Origin of the sequence: Ensifer sp. (assembly GCF_031989085.1) — a bacterium.
Lineage (GTDB): Bacteria > Pseudomonadota > Alphaproteobacteria > Rhizobiales > Rhizobiaceae > Ensifer.
Map to the genome: position 1 here is coordinate 1 of NZ_DALZXU010000014.1, position 25,267 is coordinate 25,267.

Annotated in this window: 19 protein-coding genes; 8 read left to right on the forward strand and 11 right to left on the reverse strand. The window is 61.0% G+C overall.

Features of this window, described 5'->3' with window-relative positions; all coding sequences use genetic code 11:
- Positions 1–192: 192 nt before the first annotated feature.
- Positions 193–336: a LysR family transcriptional regulator gene (locus RTP54_RS29730; protein ID WP_312367606.1), complete on the reverse strand. Its 144-nt coding sequence runs from the start codon at positions 334–336 to the stop codon at positions 193–195.
- A gap of 131 nt (positions 337–467) precedes the next feature.
- Between RTP54_RS29730 and RTP54_RS29735 the strand changes: the two genes are divergently transcribed.
- Positions 468–1,085: a nitroreductase family protein gene (locus RTP54_RS29735; protein ID WP_312367608.1), complete on the forward strand. Its 618-nt coding sequence runs from the start codon at positions 468–470 to the stop codon at positions 1,083–1,085.
- 273 nt (positions 1,086–1,358) lie between these two features.
- Here RTP54_RS29735 and RTP54_RS29740 read toward each other — a convergent pair whose 3' ends face one another.
- Entirely contained in the window at positions 1,359–1,997 is a 639-nt protein-coding gene (locus RTP54_RS29740; RefSeq protein WP_312367610.1) for a TetR/AcrR family transcriptional regulator, read from the reverse strand.
- 277 nt (positions 1,998–2,274) lie between these two features.
- Between RTP54_RS29740 and RTP54_RS29745 the strand changes: the two genes are divergently transcribed.
- Both RTP54_RS29745 and RTP54_RS29750 read left to right on the forward strand, forming a co-directional pair.
- Entirely contained in the window at positions 2,275–3,432 is a 1,158-nt protein-coding gene (locus RTP54_RS29745) for an efflux RND transporter periplasmic adaptor subunit (RefSeq protein WP_312367612.1), read from the forward strand.
- Entirely contained in the window at positions 3,429–6,527 is a 3,099-nt protein-coding gene (locus RTP54_RS29750; protein ID WP_312367614.1) for an efflux RND transporter permease subunit, read from the forward strand. The genes RTP54_RS29745 and RTP54_RS29750 overlap by 4 nt, the downstream gene beginning before the upstream one ends.
- A 10-nt stretch (positions 6,528–6,537) precedes the next feature.
- Here the strand turns inward: RTP54_RS29750 and RTP54_RS29755 are convergent, their stop codons facing one another.
- Genes RTP54_RS29755 through RTP54_RS29765 form a run of 3 tightly spaced genes read right to left on the reverse strand, consistent with a single transcriptional unit; the run spans position 6,538 to position 9,201 of the window.
- A complete protein-coding gene (locus tag RTP54_RS29755) occupies positions 6,538–7,296 on the reverse strand; it encodes an ATP-binding cassette domain-containing protein (protein ID WP_312367615.1) in 759 nt (252 codons plus the stop codon).
- On the reverse strand, positions 7,293–8,261 hold the full coding sequence (locus RTP54_RS29760) for an iron chelate uptake ABC transporter family permease subunit (protein WP_312367617.1): 969 nt from the start codon (positions 8,259–8,261) through the stop codon (positions 7,293–7,295). The genes RTP54_RS29755 and RTP54_RS29760 overlap by 4 nt, the downstream gene beginning before the upstream one ends.
- Positions 8,251–9,201, reverse strand: a complete 951-nt coding sequence (locus tag RTP54_RS29765) for an ABC transporter permease (protein WP_312367619.1) — start codon at positions 9,199–9,201, stop codon at positions 8,251–8,253. Before RTP54_RS29765 ends, RTP54_RS29760 begins: the two co-directional genes overlap by 11 nt.
- A 375-nt stretch (positions 9,202–9,576) precedes the next feature.
- Between RTP54_RS29765 and RTP54_RS29770 the strand changes: the two genes are divergently transcribed.
- Complete coding sequence (locus RTP54_RS29770; protein WP_312367621.1) at positions 9,577–10,500, forward strand: siderophore ABC transporter substrate-binding protein; 924 nt, start codon at positions 9,577–9,579, stop codon at positions 10,498–10,500.
- A gap of 120 nt (positions 10,501–10,620) precedes the next feature.
- Positions 10,621–10,914, forward strand: coding sequence for a DUF2218 domain-containing protein (locus RTP54_RS29775; protein WP_312367622.1), 294 nt, complete (start codon positions 10,621–10,623; stop codon positions 10,912–10,914).
- Positions 10,915–10,991: 77 nt separating this feature from the next.
- On the opposite strand, the gene RTP54_RS29780 is transcribed toward RTP54_RS29775, so the two are convergent.
- The 6 genes from RTP54_RS29780 to RTP54_RS29805 form a co-directional block, all read right to left on the reverse strand.
- Positions 10,992–12,761, reverse strand: coding sequence for a GNAT family N-acetyltransferase (locus RTP54_RS29780; protein WP_312367624.1), 1,770 nt, complete (start codon positions 12,759–12,761; stop codon positions 10,992–10,994).
- A gap of 159 nt (positions 12,762–12,920) precedes the next feature.
- Positions 12,921–13,415, reverse strand: coding sequence for a hypothetical protein (locus tag RTP54_RS29785; RefSeq protein WP_112811974.1), 495 nt, complete (start codon positions 13,413–13,415; stop codon positions 12,921–12,923).
- Between the two features lie 169 nt (positions 13,416–13,584).
- Positions 13,585–14,934, reverse strand: coding sequence for an HlyD family type I secretion periplasmic adaptor subunit (locus tag RTP54_RS29790; RefSeq protein ID WP_112811975.1), 1,350 nt, complete (start codon positions 14,932–14,934; stop codon positions 13,585–13,587).
- 2 nt (positions 14,935–14,936) lie between these two features.
- Positions 14,937–17,432, reverse strand: a complete 2,496-nt coding sequence (locus RTP54_RS29795; protein WP_312367627.1) for a type I secretion system permease/ATPase — start codon at positions 17,430–17,432, stop codon at positions 14,937–14,939.
- 32 nt (positions 17,433–17,464) lie between these two features.
- Entirely contained in the window at positions 17,465–19,630 is a 2,166-nt protein-coding gene (locus RTP54_RS29800; protein ID WP_312367629.1) for a hypothetical protein, read from the reverse strand.
- A gap of 157 nt (positions 19,631–19,787) precedes the next feature.
- Positions 19,788–20,774, reverse strand: a complete 987-nt coding sequence (locus tag RTP54_RS29805) for a fibrinogen-binding protein (RefSeq protein WP_112811977.1) — start codon at positions 20,772–20,774, stop codon at positions 19,788–19,790.
- A 979-nt stretch (positions 20,775–21,753) separates the two neighbouring features.
- Between RTP54_RS29805 and RTP54_RS29810 the strand changes: the two genes are divergently transcribed.
- The 3 genes from RTP54_RS29810 (at position 21,754) to galE (ending at position 25,225) form a co-directional block, all read left to right on the forward strand.
- Positions 21,754–22,554, forward strand: coding sequence for a helix-turn-helix transcriptional regulator (locus tag RTP54_RS29810; RefSeq protein WP_112811978.1), 801 nt, complete (start codon positions 21,754–21,756; stop codon positions 22,552–22,554).
- 645 nt (positions 22,555–23,199) lie between these two features.
- Entirely contained in the window at positions 23,200–24,240 is a 1,041-nt protein-coding gene (locus RTP54_RS29815; RefSeq protein WP_312367631.1) for a UDP-glucuronic acid decarboxylase family protein, read from the forward strand.
- Position 24,241: 1 nt separating this feature from the next.
- Positions 24,242–25,225, forward strand: a complete 984-nt coding sequence (galE, locus tag RTP54_RS29820) for a UDP-glucose 4-epimerase GalE (protein ID WP_112833515.1) — start codon at positions 24,242–24,244, stop codon at positions 25,223–25,225.
- The last annotated feature ends 42 nt before the right edge of the window (positions 25,226–25,267 follow it).

The following is a 25,267-nucleotide window of genomic DNA, read 5'->3' on the forward strand; positions in this document are numbered from 1 at the left end:
AAAATACATACCTAAAAGCCCGCTGGACAATAACGTCCGCGGGCTTTTTGCGTTTGCGGCTCGACATCAAACGTCGACGGCAGAAGCAGCAAACACGCCGGGCACAAAATCAAGAAAAACATGCATCTGCACCACCTGGCGAAAAAGATCCGCCCTCGTCGGTCAGTGACAGGCGTCTGGTGGTGCGGTGGATCAAACGGCAGGAGGGGGCTGCTCGAGTTCGGCGATGTTCTTGCTGGCCGTCGCCGGAGACAGAACGAGCCGCTGGCCAGCCACAGCAAAGCTTTGCAGTTCGGAGACGTTGCGGAACACCCCAAGCGCCGTCCATCTGTTCATTATTCTTCACCAAAAGTAAACAATATGCTGCGCAATCCGCGCATTACCGCCTCTCAGTAAATCGACTAGCTTCATCTCACAGCCAAGCGCGGGCCGTCCCGGCCGTGCGAGTGACCAAAGGAGATCAAGCCATGACCATGCACTTCGTCGACATGATCGAAAACCGGGTATCAACGAACGCCTTCGATTCGAAGAAGGACGTTCCGGCGGATCAGATCCAGCAACTGGTGCGGTTGGCGACGCATGCGCCGACGGCCTACAACCTGCAGAACTGGCGCTTCGTCGCCGTTCATTCGCAGGAGGCCAGGGCGCGGTTGCGGGCCGTTGCCAATGACCAGCCAAAGATCACCGACGCGGCAGTGACATTCATCATCGCCGGTTCGTTGCCCGACCACGCAGATGTGGCTCCAAGGTTGCGGCCCGCAGTCGAAGCAGGCTTCATGCCGCAACGCATGGCGGACGGATGGGTGGATGCCGTCAGGCAGGCCTATGAGCACCATCCCGGTCGGCAGCGGGACGAAGCCTTTCGGACTGCGACCTTTGCCGGTGCGACGCTGATGTTCGCCGCGCAGGCCTTCGGCCTCGCATCATGCCCGATGGGTGGTTTCGATCCGGATGGGGTCGCGCGGGCGTTCGGCCTTGCGCCGAACGAGATCCCGGTCATGCTGCTGGCTGTTGGACATGCCGCCGAGGGCAACTGGCCGGCAAAGCCGCGGCGCCCGGTGGCCGAAGTGCTCAGCCTTGTCTGAAGCAAGCATTTGTCATCAGGGACCGCTCCAACAATTTCGTCGACCCACGCGTATCCGTTCGAACGCGCGTGGGTCGATCGACGATCCCGGACCAGGCGGCACGATTGCGACCCCGCAACCAAACGGTGCTCGGTGGTCACGACTTCGAATGCAGGGGCTGATTCGTGAAAACGGCCCGGCCAGGTGCAATGCCAACAACCCCGCCACGGCGGAAAGATCCGCAGCTTTCTCCGCATGGAGCGGTGCTGCCGGGAATTTTCGGGACGGCAGGGGCTAGCCTATTTCCGCAGCGTCACTTGAGGCGGAAGCGGCGTTGCGCGGTGGACGGAGAAAACGGGTCAGCAACAGGTGCATCGTCGCGCCTTCCTGGTCCGGCTTGAAGCCGGGATCGACGGCGATCCGGCCAAAAATGCCGTCGATCAGCGCTGCAATCCACCGGGCGCCCGCTTCCGGATCGATCGCCGTGTCGATCTGTCCACGCGCGTGCGCAGCCCTGATCAGGGCGGAAAGGGCGGCGCGCATTTCCGCGTCATTGGCGGCAACCAGTGCGCCGATGCGCTCGTCGCGCATGGCCTCGGCGGCGATTTCCAGCGCAAGGCTGGAGTAGACCGGATCGGCCGCCAACCCCATCACAGCGTCCATGAATCCCAACAGGGCTGCAAAAAGGTCCGGCGCTTCATGAAGCTCGCGGAAAAAGTCCGCCGTTTCTTGACGCTCCTCCTCCACGATCGCGGCGATGATAGCGTGCTTGGTCGGAAAATAATGAAAGAGATTGCCCGGGCTCATTCCTGCCTCGGCGCAGATTTCCGCGGTCGACGTGCCGTGAAAACCCTTGCGGGCAAAACAGGCGATGGCAGCATCGAGGATCACCTGCCGCCTTGCAGCATGTTTCTCCGGGTCGATCTTGCGCATCGTGCTTCTCCCAAACCGCTTGGCTCTTTAATAGACTGATTGATCGATATGCGATGCCGGGAGATGCGGAGTCAAGAGAAGAGGGTGCTATCGGGCCCTTCGCCATGCTCCCGCAATGATTGCATGCGATTGCCACGCTCTTGACGCGTTCATCGGATGTAATTATTAGATTGACTACTCTAACAAACAAATAAACGTCGAATACAAACAGGGACCGCGACTGCGGCCAGCGTCCAATTGGTCCGCGCCGTGGTCCCGCCAGCGAAAGCCAACCAGAATGAGACGTTCTCCAATCCTGAACGCCGCCATCGTCGCCACCTTCGCGCTTGCCGCCACCGCGGGCCAGGTTCGCGCCAACGAGGCGGCCGCGTCGGTCGATACCGGTGCGGCGGCAAGCCGCACCGTTTCGACGCTTGTCACCGACAGGCAACCGCAGACATGGCTGCGCTCCTTTGCCGGCATCTTCGTGGCGCGCGAAGAGATCGCGGTCGGTACGACATTGACCGAGCAGCGGATCGCCGAAGTCAACGTCGAAATCGGCGACAGGGTGGCCGCTGGCCAGGTTCTCGCCCGGCTCGAAACCGAGATGCTGGAGAACCTGCTGCGGGAAGCCGAAGGCCGTGTCGCGCGCGCCAGCGCAGCGGTCGCCCAGCAGGAAGAAACGGTCCGGCAAGAACAAAAGAAGCTCGATCGTGCCCGCCAGCTGCGCCATCTGAAAGCAGAAACGTTTCTCGAAGAACGGGTCTCGGCCGTGGCCATTGCGCTGGAGGCGGTGAAGGTCGCACGCGCCGACGACGCCCAGGCGCAGGCGCTCCTGGCCGAGGCGCGCCGCAAGTTCGAGCGCGCGGTGATCGTTGCGCCGGCCGCCGGCATCGTTTCGGAGCGCCTGGCTCGCGCCGGTGCGCTCGCCGGTTCGGAGCCGCTGATGCGGCTGATCCGTGACGGCGAGATCGAGCTTGCTGCCGAAGTGCCCGAGAGCGAGCTTCCGCTCCTTGCCGTCGGCCAGAAGGTGAAGGTCAGGCTCTCCGGCCGCCCGGATACGATCGATGGCCATGTCAGGGTGATCAACCCGAAGATCGACAGCGAGACACGACTGGGCACGGTCAAGATCGCGCTGAACACGAACAGGCCGCCCTATGCAGGAACGTTCGGACGCGCGCAAATCGTTGTCGCCGAACGCGCAGCGATCATGATCGACGACTCAGCGCTGCTTTACGGCACGCCGGACGGAAAACCGTCGGTGTTCATCGTCGAGGACGGCGCGGTCAAGCGCAAGACGGTCGAGGCCGGCATGCGCCAGAATGGCAAGGTGGAGATCGTGTCGGGCCTCGGTGAAGGCGAGCGCGTGGTTGCCAAGGCTGGCGTGTCGCTGCGTGAAGGCGAAGCGGTTGCCACCAAGGATGTCGAACCCGTTCGGACAGGCGCCACGAAATGACCAGCAACATATCTGCCTGGGCGATCAGAAAGCCCGTCCCGACGATTGTGCTGTTCGTCGTTTTGACCCTCGTCGGCATCGCGTCGTTCATGCGGCTGCCGGTCAATGCCAATCCGAGCGTTTCGTTTCCCGTGGTCACGGTGACGATCACCCAGCCGAGCGCGCAGCCGGCGGAAATGGAAACGCAGGTGACCCGCCGGGTAGAAGGGGTGGCGGCCGGCCTGGTTGCCGTCAACCATATTCGCTCGACGGTCGCCAACGGCATCTCGACGACGACGGTCGAGTTCAAGATCGGCACCGATCCGGATCGCGCCGCCAACGACGTGCGTGAAGCCGTCGCTCAGATCCGCTCCGATCTGCCGCAATCGATCCAGGATCCGGTGGTGTCGCGCGTCGACGTCGACGGCAGCGCCATCGTCTATTACACGGTGCGCGCGCCGAACATGTCCGCGGTCGAGCTCTCCTGGTTCGTGGACGACACGTTAAACGGTGAGCTTCTGACGCTTCCCGGCGTCCAGAAGGTTCAGCGCCTCGGTGGCGTCAACCGCGAGGTTCGCGTTTCGCTCGATCCGGAACGCCTTCTGGCGCTCGGCGTCACCGCCGACCAGGTCAACACGGCGATGCGCGAACTCAACACCAACGTCCCGAGCGGGCGCGGCGAGATCGGTGGGCGGGAGCAGTCGATCCGCACGATCGGTAGCGCCACCTCCGTCGAAGAGCTTTCACGGCTGTCGATCCCGATTTCCGGCGGCCGCTGGGTCCAGCTTTCCGATCTGGCAAAGATCGAGGACACCTCGTCCGAACCTCGCAATTTTGCCCGGCTCGACGGCGAGCAGGTGGTCAGCTTCTCGATCTCGCGCAGCAAGGGGGCGAGCGACACGGTGGTTGCCGACCGCGTCGCGGCCCGTCTCGCCGAGATCCAGGCGCGCACGCCGGGTGTCGAGATCAAGGAAATGATCTCGCTGGTCGAATACACCAAGGACAGCTACGACGCGGCGGTGACGGCGCTGCTCGAAGGGGCGGGGCTCACCATCGTGGTCGTCTTCGCGTTTCTGCGGAACTGGCGTGCGACACTGATCTCGGCGCTGGCCATGCCCCTATCGATCCTGCCGACCTTCATGGTCATGGATCTTCTCGGCTTCACCTTGAACAGCATCAGTCTGCTGGCACTGACGCTTGTCATCGGCATCCTCGTCGACGACGCGATCGTCGAGATCGAGAATATCGAGCGGCACGTGGACATGGGCAAGCGGCCGTACCTGGCTGCGATCGATGCTGCCGATGCGATCGGCCTTGCTATCGTTGCCACGACACTGACGATCGTTGCGGTGTTCGCGCCCGTCAGCTTCATCGGCGGCGCCGTCGGGCAATATTTCAAACAGTTCGGCCTGACGGTCGCCATCGCCGTGCTGTTTTCGCTGGCGGTGGCGCGCCTGCTGACGCCGCTGATGGCCGCCTATCTGCTTCGCCCGCGGGCCGGGCATGGCCATGAGGCCAGGCGCTCGCGCATCGGCGATGTTTATGTCCGGATGCTCGGCTGGACGCTCGATCATCGCAAGACGGCGCTGTCCATCGTCGCTCTGATCTTTGTCGGTTCACTCGCGCTGCTGACGATGCTGCCCACCGGTTTCCTGCCGGCGGGCGACAGCAACCTCTCCACCCTGAAAGTCACGCTGCCGCCGGGAACCCGGCTCGAGGAAACGGCCCGGATCTCGGATGAGCTGAGCCGCAAGATCAAGGAGCGATCGGAGGTCGACAGCGTGCTTGCCACCGCCGACAATCTCAACCGCGTCGACCTGCTGATCAAGCTTCGCCCACGCAAGGAGCGCGAGATCAGCCGCAAGGAATTCGAGTTGTCCCTGCGCCCGTTGCTTGCGGAAACACCGGATATTCAGGCGACCTTCGCATCCGAACAGGGCGCCAAGGATCTGTCGATCTATCTGACCAGCGATGATGCCGAGGCTTTGACCCGCGCGGTGCGACAGCTGGAAAAGGAGATGCGGGCGATGCCGGGCCTCGTCAACGTGCAATCGACGGAGCCGCTGCTGTCGCCGGAGCTGCTGGTCAGACCACGCCTCGATGAGGCGGCGCGTCTCGGTGTCTCGGTGACGTCGATCGGAACTGTGGCGCGCATCGCCACCATGGGTGACAGCGAAAGCAATTCGGCGCGCTTCAATCTCGGCAACCGGCAAGTGCCGATCCGGGTGATGCTGGCTGAGACGGCCCGGGCCGATTTCGACACGCTGCGCAACCTTCGGGTCGGCACCAATTCGGGAAAGCTGGTGCCGCTGACGTCGGTTGCCGACATCTCCTTCGGCGCGGAGGAGGGCAGCGTCGAGCGTCTTAACCGCAAGCGCCTGATGGCAGTCGAGGCCAACCTCAACGGCATCACGCTCGGCACGGCATTCGATGCGGTCTCGGCGTTGCCCGCGATGACCGACATGCCGGCAGGCGTGTCACAGGCAAATTACGGCGAAGCTGAGTACATGTCGGAAATGTTCCGCAACTTCGCACTTGCCTTGCTCGCCGGCATCCTGATGGTCTCAGCGGTGCTGGTGCTGCTGTTCAAGGACTTTCTGCAGCCGATTACCATCCTGATCGCCCTGCCGTTGTCGATCGGGGGCGCGGCATTGGCGCTCATCCTCTTTGGCGCGGCGCTCGACCTCTCATCGACCATTGGCATCCTGATGCTGATGGGCATCGTCTGCAAGAACTCGATCCTGCTGGTCGATCATGCGATCGTCTGCCGCAACGAGGGGGCGGACCGGCGCACCGCGCTCCTGACTGCGGGTACCACCCGCGCGCGGCCGATCATCATGACGACGATCGCCATGGTTGCCGGCATGGTGCCGGCGGCGATCGGCGTCGGCGCGGATGCAGCCTTCCGCGCACCGATGGCGATTGCCGTCATCGGCGGATTGATCACCTCGACGATGCTGAGCCTCGTCTTCGTGCCGGTGATGTTCACGGTGATGGATGATGTCAGCATTCGCCTCGGGCGCCGCCTGAAGCGCCTGTCATCGGTGACCGACGAGGACAAGGCAACGGATGCCGCGCGCAGCGGCAACCCGGTCCTGTCCGGAACATCCCACTGATGGGACGCGACTATTCGAAATAGTTGACAAGCCGCGTGTCGCCAACGGCGTGCACGCGGCAGTCGACGTCGAAGATCGCCTGCAGGCGCGACGGCTCGATCATGTCGCTAGGTACGCCCTCGAAGGCAAGCCTGCCATCGCGCATGGCGACGATATGGTCGGAATAGGCGGAGGCGAAGTTGATGTCGTGCAGCACGACCACGACCGTCTTTCCGAAATCGTCGGCCAGCCGCCGCAGCAGCTTCATTGTTTCCACCGCATGCTTCATGTCGAGATTGTTGAGCGGCTCGTCGAACAGCATGTAGTCGGTGTCCTGGCAGAGCACCATGGCGATGAAGGCGCGCTGGCGCTGGCCGCCCGAGAGTTCGTCGAGGAACCGATGCTCGAAGGCCTTGAGGCCGACATAGGCGATCGAACGCTCCACATGTTCGACGTCGTCGGCCGTCAGGCGCCCTTTCGAATAGGGATAGCGGCCGAAGGCAACGAGATCGCGCACCGTGAGGCGCGCGGTGATGTGGTTGTCCTGGCGCATGATCGACAGGCGGCGGGCAAGGATGTCGCCGGCGGTGCGGCTGACATCGAGGCCGTCGACCAGCACCTGCCCTTTATCCATCGGCATCAGGCGGCTGACGATCGACAGCAGCGTCGATTTGCCGGCGCCGTTCGGTCCGATGATTGAGGTCAGGCCCCTGGCCGGCAGCGTCATCGACACCCGGTCGACGACCGCATTGCTGCCGTAGGATTTGGTGACGTCGCGAATTTCGATCATCGGGCGGAGCCTCGAACAAGCAGGAAGATGAATACAAGCCCGCCAACGAACTCAATGACGATGCTCAGCGCGGTGTTGAAGGCAAAGAGCCGCTCGAGGATCACCTGGCCGCCGACGAGCGTGACGATCGCAAGGCACACGGCGATCGGCAGCACGAAGCGATGGCTTGCCGTTGGAGTGATCTGCCAGGCGAGGCTTGCGACCAGCAGGCCGAAGAACGTCACCGGTCCGACCAGCGCGGTCGAGACCGAGACGAGGACGGCGATGAGCACGAGCAGGATGGTGACCGTGCGGTGATGATCGACACCGAGCCCGATGGCACTTTCGCGCCCGAGAGACAGCACGTCGAAGGTCGGAAACAGCCGCCAGAGGACGAAGGTGACGCCGGCAACGGCAACCGCCGAGATGCCGAGAAGGTCGACGTTGACCGTGTTGAAGCTGGCAAACAACCGGTCCTGCAGCACAATGAACTCGTTGGGATCGAGGATCCGCTGCAGGAAGGACGAAAGGCTGCGGAACAGGCCGCCGAGGATGATGCCGACCAGCATCAGCAGGTGCAGGCTGCGGGTGGCTCCGGAAAACAGCGCCCGGAACAGAAGGACGGAAAAACCGACCATGGCTGCCGTCTCGATGAGGAACTGAAGCCGCGGGTCGGCGGCGGTGGCGCCGGCCGCTCCGAGGAAAAACACCATGACGGTCTGCAGCAGCGCGTACATGGCATCGAAGCCGATGATCGATGGCGTCAGGATGCGGTTGCCGGAGATCGTCTGGAAAAGGATGGTCGATACGGCGATCGCATAGGCGACCAGGATCATGCCCGCGAGCTTGGTGCCACGGAAGGAGAGGATGAAGGCCCAGCTTCCCTTGGCGCCGAGCGTCATGAACGCCAGCATCGAGACGAGTGCGAGGATTGCCGTTACGAGCAGCATGCCGGCGGGCGGGATCCGTTTGATATCAGCCTGCATGGGCGCGCCTCGACAGCAGCAGATAGAGGAAGACGACGCTGCCGATGACGCCCATGACGGTTCCGACCGGGATCTCGTAGGGCGCGATGATTATCCGGCCGAGTATGTCGCAGGCGAGCACCAGCCCGGCGCCGGTCGCGGCGATCAGCGGCAGGGTGCGCCGGAGATTGTCGCCGACGACAAGGCTGATGACATTCGGCACCACCAGGCCCAGGAACGGCACCATGCCGACGGTGGCGACCACCGTGGCCGTGACCATCGAAACGATGCAAAGCCCTAGCGTCACCACCTTGTTGTAGTCGAGCCCTACATTGCGGGCGATGTCCTCGCCCATACCGATGACGGTGAAGCGGGCGGCCGTGACATAGGCGATCAGCGTCAGGGCAAAGGCAATCCACAAAAGCTCGTAGCGCCCACGAAGCACGCCGGAGAAGTCGCCAGACATCCACGTCCCCATCGACTGCATCATGTCGTAGCGATAGGCGACGAACGTCGTGACCGCGCTGATGACGCCGCCGAGCATGATGCCGACGAGCGGCACCATCAGTGCCGAGCGTAGCGGAATCTGTCGCAGGATCTTGAGGAACAGCGCCGTACCGGCAAGTGCGGTGAGTGCGGCGATCGCCATCTTCCCGGCGACCGGCAGCGCCGGCGCGAAGATCATCGTCATCAGCATGCCGAGCGCGGCCGATTCGGCGGTGCCAGCGGTCGACGGCTCGACGAAGCGGTTGCGCGCCAGCATCTGCATGATCGTGCCGCCGACGGCGAGACCGGTTCCCGCCAGCATCAGCGCCAGCGTGCGCGGCACCCGACTTTCGACGATCAGCAGCCAGCCGCGCCCGCCACCGTCGGGGCCGGATGCGAGGCTTCCGACACCGGTCATGACGCTGACGACGGCAAGCAGCAGGATGACGGGCAAGGCAAAAAGGAAAGGTTTCATCGATCGCTCTTAACGCGCCGGCGTTTTGGTGAAGGACAGCGCTATTGCCGCCGGGTTGCCGTTCATTCTTCCGTCGCCTCCGAGCAACTTGAGACAGGTTTCATTTGCGCGCTTCCGGCGCCGCCAGGACGCGCGTACGCGCGTGCGACTGATGCTGAGCTTCCTTCATATATATGAGGTCTGTAGTCAAGTTTCGTCGTGCCCTGGATGGCTGTCCAGCTATGCAGGGCACGTCGCATGAAGCGCTCGCCAGTCTGCAAGGTGTTGCCGGTACCTGACCGTGGCCGGACAGCCGCTTCGGCATGACCGGACACCGGCTTGTTGCCCTCATCGGAAAATCGCGCTAGGAGGACTTAAAACATGAGGAAATAAGTCATGAATGTATCTCTATTTTCTAATGCTCTCCGTGGCGCCGCCATTGCGGCGGTCCTGGCTCTCGCGCCTGGCGCGAGCGCTGAAACGTTGAAGATCGAGCACAGCAGCGGCACGACGGACGTCGAAAAGAATCCGAAGACCGTGCTGGTTTATGACTTCGGCATGCTCGAAACCCTGGATATGCTGGGCATTGCCGTGGCGGGCGTTCCCGGTTCGGCCATTCCGCCGTCCCTCGCAAAATACAAGGACGATAGCTATCCGAAGGTCGGCACGCTGTTCGAGCCGGACTACGAGGCCGTCAATGCGGCCGAGCCTGACCTGATCATCGTCGGCGGACGCTCACAGTCGAAATATGCCGATCTGGCCAAGCTTGCGCCGACCATCGACCTGACCAACGATGACAAGGACCTGATCGGCAGCGTCAAGAAGAATGCCGCGATTCTCGGCCAGATCTTCGGCAAGGAGGCTGAAATCAAGGCAGCTTCCGATAAGCTCGACGCCTCGATCGTCAAGCTGCAGGACGTCGCCAAGGGCTCCGGCAAGGGCCTCATCCTGCTGACGACGGGCGGCAAGATCAGCGCCTACGGCAAGGGTTCGCGTTTTGGCGAGATCCATGACGTCTTCGGCGTCGAGGCGGCCGATCCGAAACTCGATGTCGCAACCCACGGCCAGGCTGTTTCCTACGAATACATCCTCGAGACCAATCCGGACTGGATCTTCGTTGTCGACCGTGATGCGGCGATCGGTCAGGAGGGGCAGCCGGCGGCAGCGCTCCTCGACAACGAACTTGTTCGCCAGACAAAGGCCTGGAAGAGCGAGCAGGTCGTCTATCTCGATTCTGCCAAGCTCTACCTGACGAGCTCGGGCATCAAGTCCGAGCAGGATATCGTCGACCAGCTCACGCAAGCGCTGAGCAAGAAATAAACCGAACTTCGCACAAAGGGCGGCAGGAGCGATCGTGCCGCCCTTTTTCGTGGGCCTTGCGGCCGCATTTCCAGCGGTCGCGCCGCGGCCCTATCGTTCCCATGCCATGTGGAGAAGACCATGTTGATGGCCACAAGCAGTTTTACAACCGAGCGCGCCTCGCAATACCTGCAACAGTTGTCCAAGCATTTCGCGCACAAGACGACCGTCGAATACACCGAGACGGATTCCGTTGCCGCGATCGGGGCGAGCACCGCACGCATGACGGCGCGTGGTGACCAGCTCTCATTCGTTGCGGAATCGCCCGATGAAGAGGCGCTGGCGGAATGCAAGGACGTGATCGAGCGCCACCTCGTCCGCTTCGCGTTTCGCGAAGAGCTGAAGGCGCTCGACTGGACAGAAACTGCCGCGTGAGCCGTCGGCCAGTCGGCGATCCCTGCCGTTCCGGGTACTCGAGCGGAAGCCCTGAAGCCGGATCGCAGGTGCTGCCGTCAGTGCTTGCTGCGAGAGCCGGTGTCGCCCCGCCTGCTCGTGCGGGCCTGCAAATGCGCCGATATGCCCGAAGGCAGGGATGGCTGAAGCAGGGGCGGCACGGTTGGCAGGCAAACGGATACGTCGAGTGGCCGTTTCGGTAACACCAGCACGGCCGGTGGTGGTGCGATCGAGACCATGCCCTGCTCCGGTTCGGCAACCTCGTCCGGCTCCAGGCTTCGCATGGCGGCTGTCAGGCGTGTCGCCGCCTCCTGCGCCTTCACCTTGCAGCGCATATGATCCGGATCGTCGGACAGGATGTCTTCGAAGCTGGTGAAGATCGCGAGGGCCTCTTCAAGGCGCCCGGTTGCGCAGAGTGTCACGCCGAGTTTGTAGCGCACGAGACTGACGAGAGGATGGCGGGCGAGAAGCGCCTCGAAGGTCTCTGCCGCCTCACCGTAGTGTCCCTGCGCCATCTGGCTATCGCCGAGCCGATGCTGGATCTTGCCGGCACCCGGCATCGTGGCAAGCAATCCCTTGTAGAGATATTCGGCCTCGTCATGTTCGCCCTTGTCGTCAAAAAGCTGGGCAAGGCTATAACGTGCACGCGCATGGGTCGGCACGGTGTGGATGACTTGCCGGTAGCCCGGCTCCGCCTTGTCCAGCTGACCTTTGCGGTGCAATTCCACGGCACGATCATAGACATGCTCGATGCTGCGCGGGTTGAGGCAATTGTGCAGGTTGCGACCTGACAGCGTCGTGACGCGCATGCTGCGAATGCGCCGCTCCTCGACGCCGAAGGAATATTTGTAGGCCTCGTTGCCGCGCAGAAAATCGTAGACCCGATACCCCTGGGCGATCGCATCGCGGATGGCAAATCCGTGCAGCAGCAGCCCCGGGGAGGGGGTGGTCCATTCCTCGTCGCGGCCGGTAATGTAGAACAGAATTGTCTTCTTCTGCCGGTCGAGCAGATTGGCGAGCACACCGAGCGGCCGACCCTGAAACCACAGGACTGGAACGTCGAGCGCGCCCTGGTTGAAGGCGTCGAGCAGCATTTCCCGCGTCAAGGCGATCAGCCGGTCGATCTTGTTGCCCTTGCGTGCGGCCCATTTGATCCGCCACAGCCGGAACAGCGTATCGAGGTCCCGCTCGATCGTCTCGGGCGTCGCGTGGGTGATGCTATAGTCGGGCGACGACTCGACCATGCGCATGAAGCGTCGAAGCTTCTGCCGGGTCTGCGCGCTCATGTGGGTCGCGAGATAGTCCTCCCAGCATGCCGGCAGGTTTACATAGGGGCAGATCGTATTGTCGATGTTATCGGGATTGCCGTGCTCGGTGCTGGCCTGGACGAACTGGTCTTTCGGAAAGCCCGCGAGCAGGCGGTCGAGCCTCGATGAGGCGGTGTAGAAATAGTCGAAGGTGACGGTCGTCCAGTTCTCGCGGCCGATATGGGCGGCGAAAGCATCGGCTGCCGCGTCCTCGAGGCCGGGCCGACACAGAAAGCCGGTGTAGTCGGCGCCGTAATTGCCGGCCATGCGGATCTCGTCACAGAAGAGCCCGGTCTTTTCGTCCTGGTAGGTCGACACCTTCAAGGGCAGGAAGGCGCAATAATGCGCATCGCCGTCCTGTCTGAGTGCGAGAATGAACCAGCGGTGGCGATGCGACAGGTATTTTTGCAGCCACTCCCAGGACAGAAACAGATGCGCTTCCGGATCTTCGAGATAAAGAAGATCCCAATTTTCGCGAATTCTCGAAAAATCATCAATAGTATCAAGAATATCTATTTTCATAACGCCCTCATACGCAACAGATACAATATTATGTTTTACGAAAAGGAGTTCTGTGTATTTCTGTAAATATATTATGATGTGTAATTTTAATAATTCATTGTTGTTCGTAGGTAGTACGCACTCTATGCTTGATGGCAAGCCATCTCGACCTCTGCGCCGCTAGATCAAACGTTCATCGAAATTCGGCCGCGAGCGGATGAAGGTCCAAAGACTCTTGCTGATTTCGGTAATCTCCTGGATGGCGGCTTCGAGCCGCTCCAGCTCGCGCGCATCGAGCTGCTCGACCTTGCCGTAGCGAATGTCCTTGTCGCCCTCCACCAGCCGCATCAGCTGCGTGCTGGAGATTTCGCCCTGTTCGTCGAAGGAATAGATGCAGTGATTGTACTTGTTGCGCATCTTCGACTGCTGTTTCAGCCGGTCCATCAGCGACAGCACGTCGTCGCGCGTGTCCGTGGGCGTGGCCGGCAGCTTGGCCAGCCGCTCGGTCAGGTCGATGCGGGCGCGCGTCGTGTTCAGCGTCAGGAAAACCACGATCGCCTTTTCCTTGTCGACACTCAGCAGGTGGGCGATGACGTAGATCAGAAGGCTTTCGGTATTGGTCCAGACATAGTTGAGGCGACCGACAAGCAGTAGCACCTCGTGTATCGCGGCCATCAAACGTCTCCCCTGTCCGCCATCGGCGGCTTGTTGGCATCGCTGCAGCGGGCCATTGTGAAGGAAGTGCCCCCCACTTCAAAGCGGTGGCGGATGGCCGGGCCATCGTCACCACCCGCTGCTCCTTCCTGTTTCGTCCTGTCGCCATCGCCCGTCTCCCCGGATCGCCTCAGGTTTCCTTGAAGGCACGGGACATGCTGTCGGTGATCGGCTTGGTCAGGTATTCGAAGAACGTGCGCTCCGAGGTGGTGATCAGAACCTCGGCCGGCATGCCGGGCACCGGGTGGAAGCCGTGGATGCGGTGGATCTCGCTCACCGGAACCTCGACGCGCACGATATAGACATCGCGCTGCTGGCCGCCGCTCACCTCTTCGACGGAATCGGCCGACACGTAGAAGACCTTGCCGCTGAGGACGGGTGTGGTGCGGCGGTTGAGCGCCGACAGCCGGATCGTGGCATCTTCACCCACCCGCAACTGGTCGATCGAGGTGCGCAGCACTTGCGCCTCGATGATCAGCGGCACGTTGGCCGGCAGGATTTCCATGATCGGCTTGCCGGTGGCGATCACGCCGCCGGCGGTATGGAAGTAGCTGCGCACCACGGTGCCGTCGACCGGCGAGCGGATGGTGGCGCGGCCAAGCACTTCGCTTGCCTCGCGCAATTGTTCGCGCACCCCATCGAGATCGGCCTCGGCCGCTTCAAGCCCGTCGAGGGCTGCCTGCTTGTTGGCGTTGACGGCGATGACCGCTTCTTGGCGATAGCGGTCGATCTGCGACAGGCTCTCCTTGACCTCGGCGTCGAGCCGGCCGATCTCGCCCATGGCGTCGGCCGCTGCGCGGTCGAGCGCCATCAGTTCGGATTTCTTGATCAGACCGCCTTCAGCAAGCTTGCTCTTGGCCGCGCGCTCCTCGTTGAGGATATCGAGCTGCTTGTTGAACGATTCCTGCTGGCGTTCGTAGCCCTTGGCGCGGAATTCCAGTGACTTGATGTTCTGGTCGATGAGGTTCAACTGGTCGTCGAGCTTGATCTTCTTGCTATGGAAGTTGACGTTCTGGCTCTCGATGATCGCGTGGATATCCGGGTCGCTTGCCTCTTGCTTGACGATGTCGGGGATCTTGAACGTGTCGCTGCCCATCGCTTCGGCACGCAGCCGCGCGACAACCGCCTCGAGACGCAGGCGCTTCAGGTTCAGCGCGCGCTCGTTGGCCCGCGACGGCGTTTGGTCCAGCTTGACCAGGATATCTCCGGTCTTGACCTTGTCGCCTTCGGCCACAAGCATCTGCTCGATGATCCCGCCTTCCAGATGCTGGATGATCTTGTTGTTGCCATTGGCGACGAAGCTGCCCTGCGCGATGATCGCCGCGGCGAGGGGCGCCGCGAAGGCCCAGTAGCCGAAACCGCCGAAGGAGGCGAGGATCAGGGCAAGCCCGGCCATGCTGTGCAGCTTGATCGATCGCGGCACCTCCGAATACCACTCGACGGCATGTTCTTCGGCTGCGTTCTTCTTTTCGCGGCTCATGGTCATTCTCCGGCGATACGGGGTGCGGACTTTTCGTCCTTGGGCTTGGCGCCGATGGCTGCCAGCACGTCGTTGCGCGCTCCGAACATGGCAACGGTTCCTTCGTTCAGAACCATGATCTTGTCGACGCATTGCAACAGCGCCGGGCGCTGTGTGATGGTGACGGTGGTGATGCCCTGCTTCTTGGCGTGCACCAGCGCCCGGGCAAGGGCCGCCTCGCCATTGCTGTCGAGATTGGAATTGGGTTCGTCCAGAACAACGAATTTGGGATTGCCGAAGAAGGCGCGCGCCAGAGCGATACGCTGTTTCTGGCCACCGGAAAGCGGTGCGCCGTCAGCCGCAACGATCGTCTCGTAGCCCTGCGGGAACGAGGCGATCAGTTCGTGTACGTCGGCAAGCACGGCGGCCTCGAAGATGGCGCTGTCCTCGACGTCGTCGCGCATGCGCGAGATGTTGGCCTTGATCGTGCCTGGAAAGAGCTGCACGTCCTGCGGCAGATAGCCGATGCTTTCGCCGAACTGGCGCTGGTCCCAGTTTCTCAGGTCCATGAGGTCGAGGCGGACATTGCCGGAGGTCGGCACGATCGATCCGACGAGCATCTTGCCGAGCGTCGTCTTGCCCGAGCCGGAATTGCCGATGACCGCCAGCGATTCCCCCTTGCTCAGCGAGAAGGAGATACCGTTGAGGATCACCCGCTTCTGCGGCGGCGGCACGAACAGGATGCGCTCGACGTCGAGGCGCCCTTCCGGGTTGGGCAGCCGCAGGCGCGGGAAGTTCAAGGGAGAGTTGACCAGCAACTGCTTGATCCGGCCATAGGCAGCGCGGGAATGATTGAGCTGGTTCCAACCCTCGATCGCGCCTTCGACCGGAGCAAGCGCGCGGCCCGAAATGATCGAGGCGGCGATCACCATGCCGCCGGTCAGGTGTCCGTCCATCGACAGGTGCGCGCCCCAGCCGAGCAGGGCGACCTGGGTGAACATGCGCACCGCTTTGGATGCGCCGGTAAAGATGATGCTGCGATCCTGCGCATAGACCTGCGATTTCAGCGATCCGGCGATTTCTCGGCCCCACATCTTCACGGCCTCCGGGATCATCGCCAATGCGTTGATGATCTGCGAATTGCGCGACATCGAATCCAGGTGGAAGTTGGCGCGGCTGAGGAAGGCGTTTGCCTCGCCGAACGGCTGTGCCGTTGCCTTCTGGTTGAGATAGGCGATGAAGAACAGCACGACGCAGCACATGATGACGATCAGGCCGAGCTGCGGCTGGATGATGTAGACCACGACCACGAAGAACGGCATCAGCGGCGCATCGAGGAAGGAAATCAGCGTGCCGGAGACGATGAAGGCCCGCAACTGCTGCAGGTCGCTCAATACCTGATAGTCGCGGCCGTTGCCGTGCAGCGATGCACGCGCGGCGGCACTCAGGATCGGCGCGCCGAGCTGAACCTCCATTTCGACAGCCGTGCGCATCAGGATGAAGCGACGGATGGAATCGAGCACGACCTGCAGGATGATGGCGCCGAGCACGGCGATGGTCAGCATCACCAGCGTATCCTGCGAGCGGCTGGTCAGGACGCGGTCGGAGATCTGGAACAGATAGATCGGAATGGCGAGAACCAGCACGTTGATCGCGATGGTAAAGGCGATGACGATCATCATGTTGCGGCGAACGACCGCCATGCCCGTGCGCAGGCTGGCGGCAAAATTGACCGGCCCCATGCGCTTGTGGAAGGTCTGCTTGCCCCCATCGCCGCCGCCGCCACCACCGCCGCCATCCGTCGGGGTGCCGTTGCCGCCGCCGCCGTCACGGGCAGTCGGGCGACGATCGTTCTCTTTCAGCGGGCCGTTGTCGTTGTCGATCGTCTGCGGCAGCGGGCGACCCGGCCGGCTCTTCATTTCCTCGGCCGGGTCGACGTCGTTGCCACGACGCGCGATGGTTTCGGGTTGTGCCGGTTCGGGCCGCACCTCGACCGGCTGCACGATGACGGCTTCCACGGGCAGCACGGTGGCGGCTTCGGCCGGCAGCACCTTGACGGGTGCGATCTCTTCGATCGGCCGTTCAGCAACCGTGGTCTCTACCGGCACTGCTTCGGGGGCCACGTGCTCCAGCGGCGCGCTTTGCCGGCTCTGCCAGAGCGCGCCCTGGCGCTTCGGACCGAAGTGATAGCTGGTTTGTGCCTTCTCGTCGTGGCGGACCGGATTTGCCAGCGACTGTGTGACGGCAAGAAATTCGGCATCGGAATCGTCGTGACCGGCGTAGTGCGTGGTGTCGGCGACTTTCTCTCGGTCCGTGATCGCCTCCTGCCCGGCCATATCCGCGTCCCGTGTCGTGCGGATATCAAGGCCGACCTTGCGCAAGCCCTCGACGGCCTCGTTGATCGCGGCAATGCATCGGTTGGTCAACGCCGCTTCGAGTTCGTCGACCACTTCCGGAACCGGCTCTTCCTGTGCAGGCGTTCTGCCAAAACCGCCACGCCACTTCGAAAGATCGTTCATGCGTTTCCCCCATTGGGTTTTTATGGTTCTTGTTACGTCAGCACCGTGTGCATCACGTCGTTCCACTGGCCGTTCGACCAGGACATGTCATGGCCGGCGTCGATTACTGTTTCGGTCGGATGGGAAGGCGCGTCGTCGTCGCCGATGAAGGCGATGACTTCGTTGGCGAGACGGTCGCCCTTGGGCGTCACGTCATGGTTGTTGGTATCGTGATCGACGAGCCCGGCCTGGATCAGGATGGCATCGGAATAGACCTGGCCGCCGACATAGGTCGTGTGGCCGAAAGTGTCGTAATCGATGATCTGGGCACTGTTGATGACGGCGTTTGCGCCGGTGTGAATGGTAATATCGGCGCCCTGATTGTCGGCGAGGATCTTGCTGGCGACGTAACTGACGGAATCGGCATCGCCCAGGATGCTAACCTGCTTGATGACGTTGACGTCGAAGAGGTTGCCGGTGATGTAGAGAACGTTCAGGCCCGCATAGCCCTGGAAATTGAGGTCGTGCGAAAAGCCCGTAGGCAGTTCGTTGACACGATCGTTGATGTTGTCGACGGCCTTCTGGATGTAATCCGGCATGGCTTCGAAGCGATCGTTCGATCCGACATTCTGGATCGATGCCTGGTTCCAGATGAGGTTCCCGCTCGCATTCACGGTCATGCCGTTGCCGGCGGCGATGCCGCTGATATGGTCGTTGTCGTAGAACACCGCGACCTGGGTGATCATGTTGACGTCAAGCACCTTGCCGCCGACGATCACCAGATCGTACTGATCGCCAAGGCCGAGGAACGAAGCGAGATTGATCGCCACGTTGCCGCCGGTCAGCGCCGTTGTCTGGACGCCACTGGTGGTCACGGTCACCGTGTCGTTGTCGTTCAGGAAATTGTACTGCTCGACCCAGTGGACGAATGAGACGTCACCCTCGATCGTGCTGACCCGCCAGGCGTTCGGGAAGATCGAGGATTTCGCCGCGTCGCCATCGCCGTCGGAAGACGAGGAGTGAAAGGTCTCGCGACCGAAATTGGCGATGTTCATCGCCACAGTGCGCGAGGCGGCCTCAGCCGAGTTTTCGCTCAAGACCCGGTCCAGCCTGTCGTTGTCGGCATAGGCGTAGGATTGGGAGATGACGTCAATCTGGTGGTAGCTGCCCATCACGGCCGTGACCGGCGCGATAATGCCGGTTTCGACGATGCTGACGATATTGGCGACGATGTTGGCGCCGGCTTCGACGTAGACGGAGTTGCCGCTCTTGCTGTCTTGCTCCTGCAAGGGGCCGTCGCTGCCCTTGGGCTCTGCGACCGGTTGTGCCAGGCCGCGATCGGGCAAGAAGTCGGCGAGAACCGGCGCTTCGTCGACACGGCTGCCGTTGACATAGACGCCCTCGATGCTGTCGGCGGACAAGGCAAAATTGCCTTGGTCATCGATTGGCAGGGTGTCGGGAGATACGGTTTCGGGAAGAACGATGACGTCATCGGAAGAAACCGGTTCGACCGCCTGCGTGGCTGGCGTGGCTGCTGCTGGATCCTGTGCCGCATTCTCGACGAGGTCGCTTGTGGCAACCGGATCCGGTGCCGGCGGCTGCCGGGTCGCCGCAGCGTAATCGGACACTTCGGCGGCAATCTTCGACAGCCCCTCGAACGTATCGACGCGGGTGTAATGCGCAAAGGGGGTGGCTTCGGTCGCTTCCTCGGCGAATTCGGCGAGCTTGTAGGTGACATAGCTCGTGTCGCGCAGGACAAGGTCGGAATCGGTCGTGTTCAACGTGTCGTCGTCGCGCACCATATTGGCCTGCACGACATGGGCGATCACGGAACCGGGCCCGTCATGGACGACCAGCTTGTCCTCGACAGGTGCGCTCAACGGTTGTGCGGAACCGGCAAACAGCTTCACCGCCGCGGCATGGCCGAACTGGGCGACGGCATCGGCAAAATGATCGCCGAAACCGCGGATCCGTCCGAACAGGTCGACGTCGGCGATATCGTTGGCGGGCGCCCGGTAAAGCACCTCGGGATCGTAGTCGGTCAACTGGAAGGGGGACGTGAAATCGGCCGACCTGGTTTCGCCGTCTTCGACCTGGTGCGCCGCTTCCTTGATCTCGCCGCCCTCGAGCAGCTTCTGCCTCAGCCGTGCTTCATCGATATCGGCATCGAACATGCCGATGAAATGGGCAACAATCTCGTTGATCTTTTCCGAATGCATTGTGCCGATCCTTCCCTTTTTTCCGCATCAAAGGGAGACTTCGGTGGGCCTGGGCGGTCATGCCCAGGTAAAAGAAACGAACCGATCCGAAATCAAGTTTCCGCGACTGCACCGGCCGTGCGGGGCCGGTGCAGGCTTTGCTCTTGACGTCGATCGATCAGCCGTCGCTGTCGTGCCCAACATCGGTGGTGTGCGAATTGCCGCCGATGACGCTCACATCGACCGCATTGCTGACCAGGTTTGCGCCCTGGACGATTTCCTGATGGAAGCCGGAATTTGCCAGGATTGCAGACGAGTCCGATGTGGTCGTGCCATGAATGCCTTCGCCGGATCTCAGGTCCCAATCCGACTTGGTGTCGAAATTCAGGCCGTCGCCGCCATCCGAGTGCCCGCCATCGGCGCGCAGGTCGTTGTTTGCGTCAGCGTTGTTCATCTTGAAGTCGTAGGCGGAGTCCTGATCGGCAAGATTGTTGGCCTGGACTACGCTGAAGCCGGTGTTGTTGCCAGCGCCCCCGAGCGCGCCGTTCAGGATGTTGTCGACGTTCAGGTTGAACGAGAAGTCGTCGCCGAGATTGAAGGTGAGGTCACCGCCGGCGATGCCGAGATTGTCGAAATCCTTGACGTCCTTGAGCGTGGCGAAATCGTCGTCCGATTTGCTGATGATGTCGTTGTCGGAGGACGAATAGTTGTTGCGGTTGTCGCCGTTCTCGTTGGCTTCGGTCTTGATGTCCGTATCGACATCCGTCTTGGTGATAACCTTGCTGTCGTAATCCCACGAATAGGAGTTATCGCGGTTGTCGCCATTTTCCTTCTGGTCGATATCGGTGTCGACCCGGCTGTTGTCCTTGTAATTGTAGTCGTAATCGTAGTCGGTCGAGCTGTCGGTGTAGTTGTTGCGGTTGTCGCCGTTTTCGTTGGCTTCCGTCTTGATGTCGGTGTCGACATCCGTCTTGATGTGGGTGTCGTTGTCCTGCGAACTGTCGGTGTAGTTGTTGCGATCGTTGCCGTTGGCAATGCCAACGTTGCTTGTCGAGCCGTCGTCAACGTTGAGGTCATTGGCGGCACTGGTTGCCAGCCCATCGGCGAGAGCGCCGACTTTGAGATCATCATCGGCCTTGATGCTATCGTCGAGAAGTGCGGACATTTGGTTCTCCTCCTGAGAAGGAGCCAGCACCGAAACCCCTACATCTATATGGGGTTTTTATCCGGAGCTGGCTCTTTTTGAAGTTCAGATGATGGTCCCGCGGGATATTCATCTGTCGGGTTTCGATATATTTCAGTGTTATTTTAAATATGTCATGGTGGCAGGTTAAATCCTGCGCTCAATCATTACGTGTGATATTGGCGTTGTTTTAATACTGAAGTACGCTTTGTTACGCTTACGCATTCACACGGTCCCCGGGCCAGAACGCACACACAGTTTCCAGGCACGGATCGCACGAAACTCAAGTGCGATAGGGGGAGTGTGGCGCTGAACAGGTTGAGGCGATAGACATCAATTGGAGCTAGTAAGCCCTTTTCTGGGCGGATTATTCGCAGTTTTGGCAGGTTTTTCCGAAGGTAAGATTTTGTTAATCTTTGGAAAAACCCAGATGCCAGGCTGCTTGTTCGAGCTGCGAACTTTGCCTGCAAGAGCCAGCGGGCTCTTGCCACGCCGGCCGTGCAATGGGATGCTTACTCCCAGAAGGTAGCTATTAGGAAGTATTGTTAGGTATTCTGGCGATGGGCAGCGCGACGCCAAGCTAGTTGTCGGGTGCACACAGCGTCCCGGATAGGCGTCCGGATCAAGGTCAGGCCGAAAATATGCGGCCTGTAGCGGGCTGAGGAGAGCGGGGTTAGGCCTCGCTCGGCGCTTTGAATACGGTCTTGTTATACATTTGATTAAGGAATAGCCCAAAGATGGTTCTAATTAGAACGATTTAAGGGGAATTCTGGAGGGGCTCTAATCCTTTTGGGTTGTTCCACCCCTTCTGGCTTTGAGATACATTAGCTAGTGCGAATTTTCTGTCTGTGGGGAAGGTTCGCGCTTTTAATGGTCATGAATACATTTGCTGAGGTGGGCGTAACTCCGAGTCAGGCTGGCGCACCCATAAAAATAAATGGGAAAACCCGAGGAGGGCGTAATGCATCCTGAAGGCCATAACGTGGGCGATTTTGAAGATAACAACAAGTCTTTGTCTCAAAAGAAAAAGATTGTCATGCTTGCCAAGATCGATCTGTTCGCCGAGTGCCTGATGCAGGCGGTCGGTGCCCGGTTCCCTGGACATGACGTCGTTAGTCTATCCGACCCCGACAATTTGCTCGACGGTAATCTCGTCGATGTCAGTTTGATCATGCTGTACCGCATGTCCGCAAAGACATTCCCAACAATCCTGCGGACGATTCACGAATTTCATCCCAAGGCCTCGATCGGGCTGGTTGTGGATCACGCCGAAGAGCTCGACCCGTCGATCGCCGGGTTCGTCGAAGAGCGGCTGATCCATGGCGTCCTTCCTCTCAATCTGCATCTCGATGTCTGCCTTGCGGCGATCGATCTGCTGATGAAGGGCGGCGAGCATTTTCCGGCGGCACTGTTACGGCGACTGTCGGTGGACCCCTTCGAGCAGAGCAAGCCTTACGGCCGCCAGGCCGAGGCGCCCGATGCCGCTGCATACGCCAATGGCGGAAAGCGCCGGCGCGAGGCCAGTCTGGGCGGGCTGACAACCCGCGAAGTGCAGATCCTCGATCTGATCTGCATGGGCACCCAGAACAAGATCATCGCCGATCGCCTCGGGCTGTCGGAAAACACCGTGAAGGTTCATGTTCGCAACATTTACAAGAAGATGAACGTGCGAAACCGGACCGAAGCTGCATCGCGATATTTTACCACCGATGCGGATTCCGACCACGCGGCAGGAGCATTTTCGCCGCGCTGGAAGAATTGACCCGGCGAGGGGCTGGCTGCCATTTGCAAGTGCTCGCCGCCGGCCGTCAGGCTTGAGCGGCGGCGGTCTGGTGCGTCCAGTGGTTTCGGGCGCTTCTGATCAGTGCTGCATGTCCGGAGACGGCTTGCCTTGGCGCAAGTTGCTAGCGTTGAAGCGTCTGTCGCCCGCCATGTCTGACGCGCGGCGCTGAACGGGATTTACGTCGATGCGCACCTCGGGTGTGGTGCTGGATGTCGGTGGCTGTCGCCGCCGACAGGCGGCTTTCTGTCGCTCTCGATCCGGCTGGTTTGCCAGGGTGCCAGTATTGGCGACGGCTTTGTAGGTGATATTTCGGTAATGTCACCTTGTAATTAACTATGTCTAATCTTTGTTTTGTAGTTCGCCGTCATTTGTTTTGAGTGCTAATTGTTATTATCAATATCCAGAAGTGGTACACGAGTTTATATTGACTACTAATTAATTATTTGCTAATCAGTAGTGCATATTTCCTGAAGAAGAATTCGTGGTTCTTCTTGTTTATATTTTTCAAATGTCGGGTTGTGTTTTGAATTCTTGATAAAGAAGATTTTTTTATTTTAGTTTTTCAATCATGGCTCGTCTCCAATCACCAGATGCAATGGTGTGTATAATAATTGGAGGTGTGTAATGCGTAAGGTTGGTCGTGGTGACCTGGCGGTTGTCGGCAGCCGGGATTTTCTGAAGAAAGTATCGGGCATTCCCAAGCGCATACTGGTGACCGGCGGCGGCGGATTTCTCGGGTCACATCTTTGCGAAAGACTTCTTTCTCTGGGGCACAGCGTTGTTTGCCTCGACAACTTCTCGACCGGTCGGCGAGAAAACCTTTCCCACCTGATGGAGATGAGCCGCTTCCACATCGTCGAGCACGACGTGCGCAAGCCCTTTCTCTTCGACGTGGATGTGATCTTCAATTTTGCCTCACCCGCGTCGCCGCCGGATTACCAGGCCGATCCGGTGGGAACATTGATGACCAATGTGCTCGGCGCCATGAACGTGCTGGAAAACGCTCGCGCCACCGGCGCGACTGTGGTGCAGTCCTCGACCTCGGAAGTATACGGCGATCCCCTGCACAGTCCGCAGCGCGAAAACTACTTCGGCAACGTCAATCCCATCGGGCCGCGCGCCTGCTACGATGAGGGCAAGCGCTCCGCCGAAACGCTGTTCTTCGATTATCACCGCACCTATGGGGTGAAGATCAAGGTCGCCCGGATCTTCAACACCTATGGTCCGCGCATGCGCCCGGACGATGGTCGGGTCATTTCGAACTTCGTGGTGCAGGCGCTGCTCGGCAAGGACCTGACGATATATGGCGACGGTCAGCAGACGCGCTCCTTCTGCTATGTCGACGATCTGATCGAGGGGTTCCTGCGGCTGTCGATTGCGGACGATCGCTGCATCGGACCGATCAATCTCGGAAATCCCGGCGAGTTCACGGTTCTGGAGCTTGCGGAGATGATCCGTGCGATGACCGGCTCGCGGTCACGGATCGTGCATCGCGCAGCGGCCGTCGACGATCCGCGCCAACGGCGGCCGGATATTTCCCAGGCGATGACCGAGCTTGGCTGGGCGCCAAGGGTCGCGCTTCGCGAAGGGCTGCAACGCGCCATCACCTACTTCGATCATCGCCTCGGCACGCCCAATCTCGCCGTGGCGGGAGAGGCGGTATGATATGTCGCGCGTCGTTCTCGTCACCGGCGGAGCTGGCTTCATAGGCAGCCACACCTGCAAGCGCCTGGCTCAGGCCGGCATCCTTCCCGTTGTCTACGATAATCTTTCAACGGGGCATCGCACCAATGTCCGCTGGGGACCGCTGGTCGAGGCGGGTCTTGAAGACACAGGCCGGATCGTCGAGGCGATCCGGACCTTCAGGCCGGAATGCCTGATCCATTTCGCTGCATCCGCCTATGTCGGAGAATCCGTCGAGGATCCCGGAAAATACTACCGGAACAATGTCGCCGGCAGCGTTTCGTTGCTGGAGGCGTGCCGCGAGGCGGGGCTCGACCGCATCGTCTTTTCCAGCACCTGCGCCACCTACGGCGTGCCGCCGAACCTGCCGATCACCGAGGACACGGTCCAGCTTCCGGTCAATCCCTATGGACGCACGAAGCTGATGATCGAGTTGATGCTGGCGGATTACGCGCGGGCATACGGCTTGCGCTCCGTCGCACTTCGTTACTTCAATGCCGCCGGTGCCGATCCCGAGGGGCAGTTGACCGAGCGGCACGATCCCGAAACCCATCTGATCCCGAGGGCATTGATGGCCGCGGCCGGCCTGGTCGATCGCCTCGATGTCTTCGGCGACGATTACGACACGCCAGACGGCACATGCATCCGCGACTACATCCACGTGATGGATCTGGCCGAGGCCCATGTCGCCGCCGTCACCTATCTCGGCAACGGCGGCGCGCCGCTCAAGGCCAATCTGGGCTCGGGCCATGGCACCTCCGTTCGCCAGGTGATCGACGCTGTCCACCAGGTAACCCGCAGGCGCGTTCCCGTGCAGCTGCTGGCAAGGCGGGCCGGCGATCCGCCGGTGCTCTACGCCGACACCGCCCGTGCCCGCCAGATCCTCGGGTTCCGGCCGGCGCTGTCCGACATCGCAACCATCATCAGGACGGCAGCCCCCGGCTTCGGGCTGGAGGTGCGGTCATGATCGGCAAAACGCGCGCCCCCTCGTCGCCCACCAGCAGCGCCG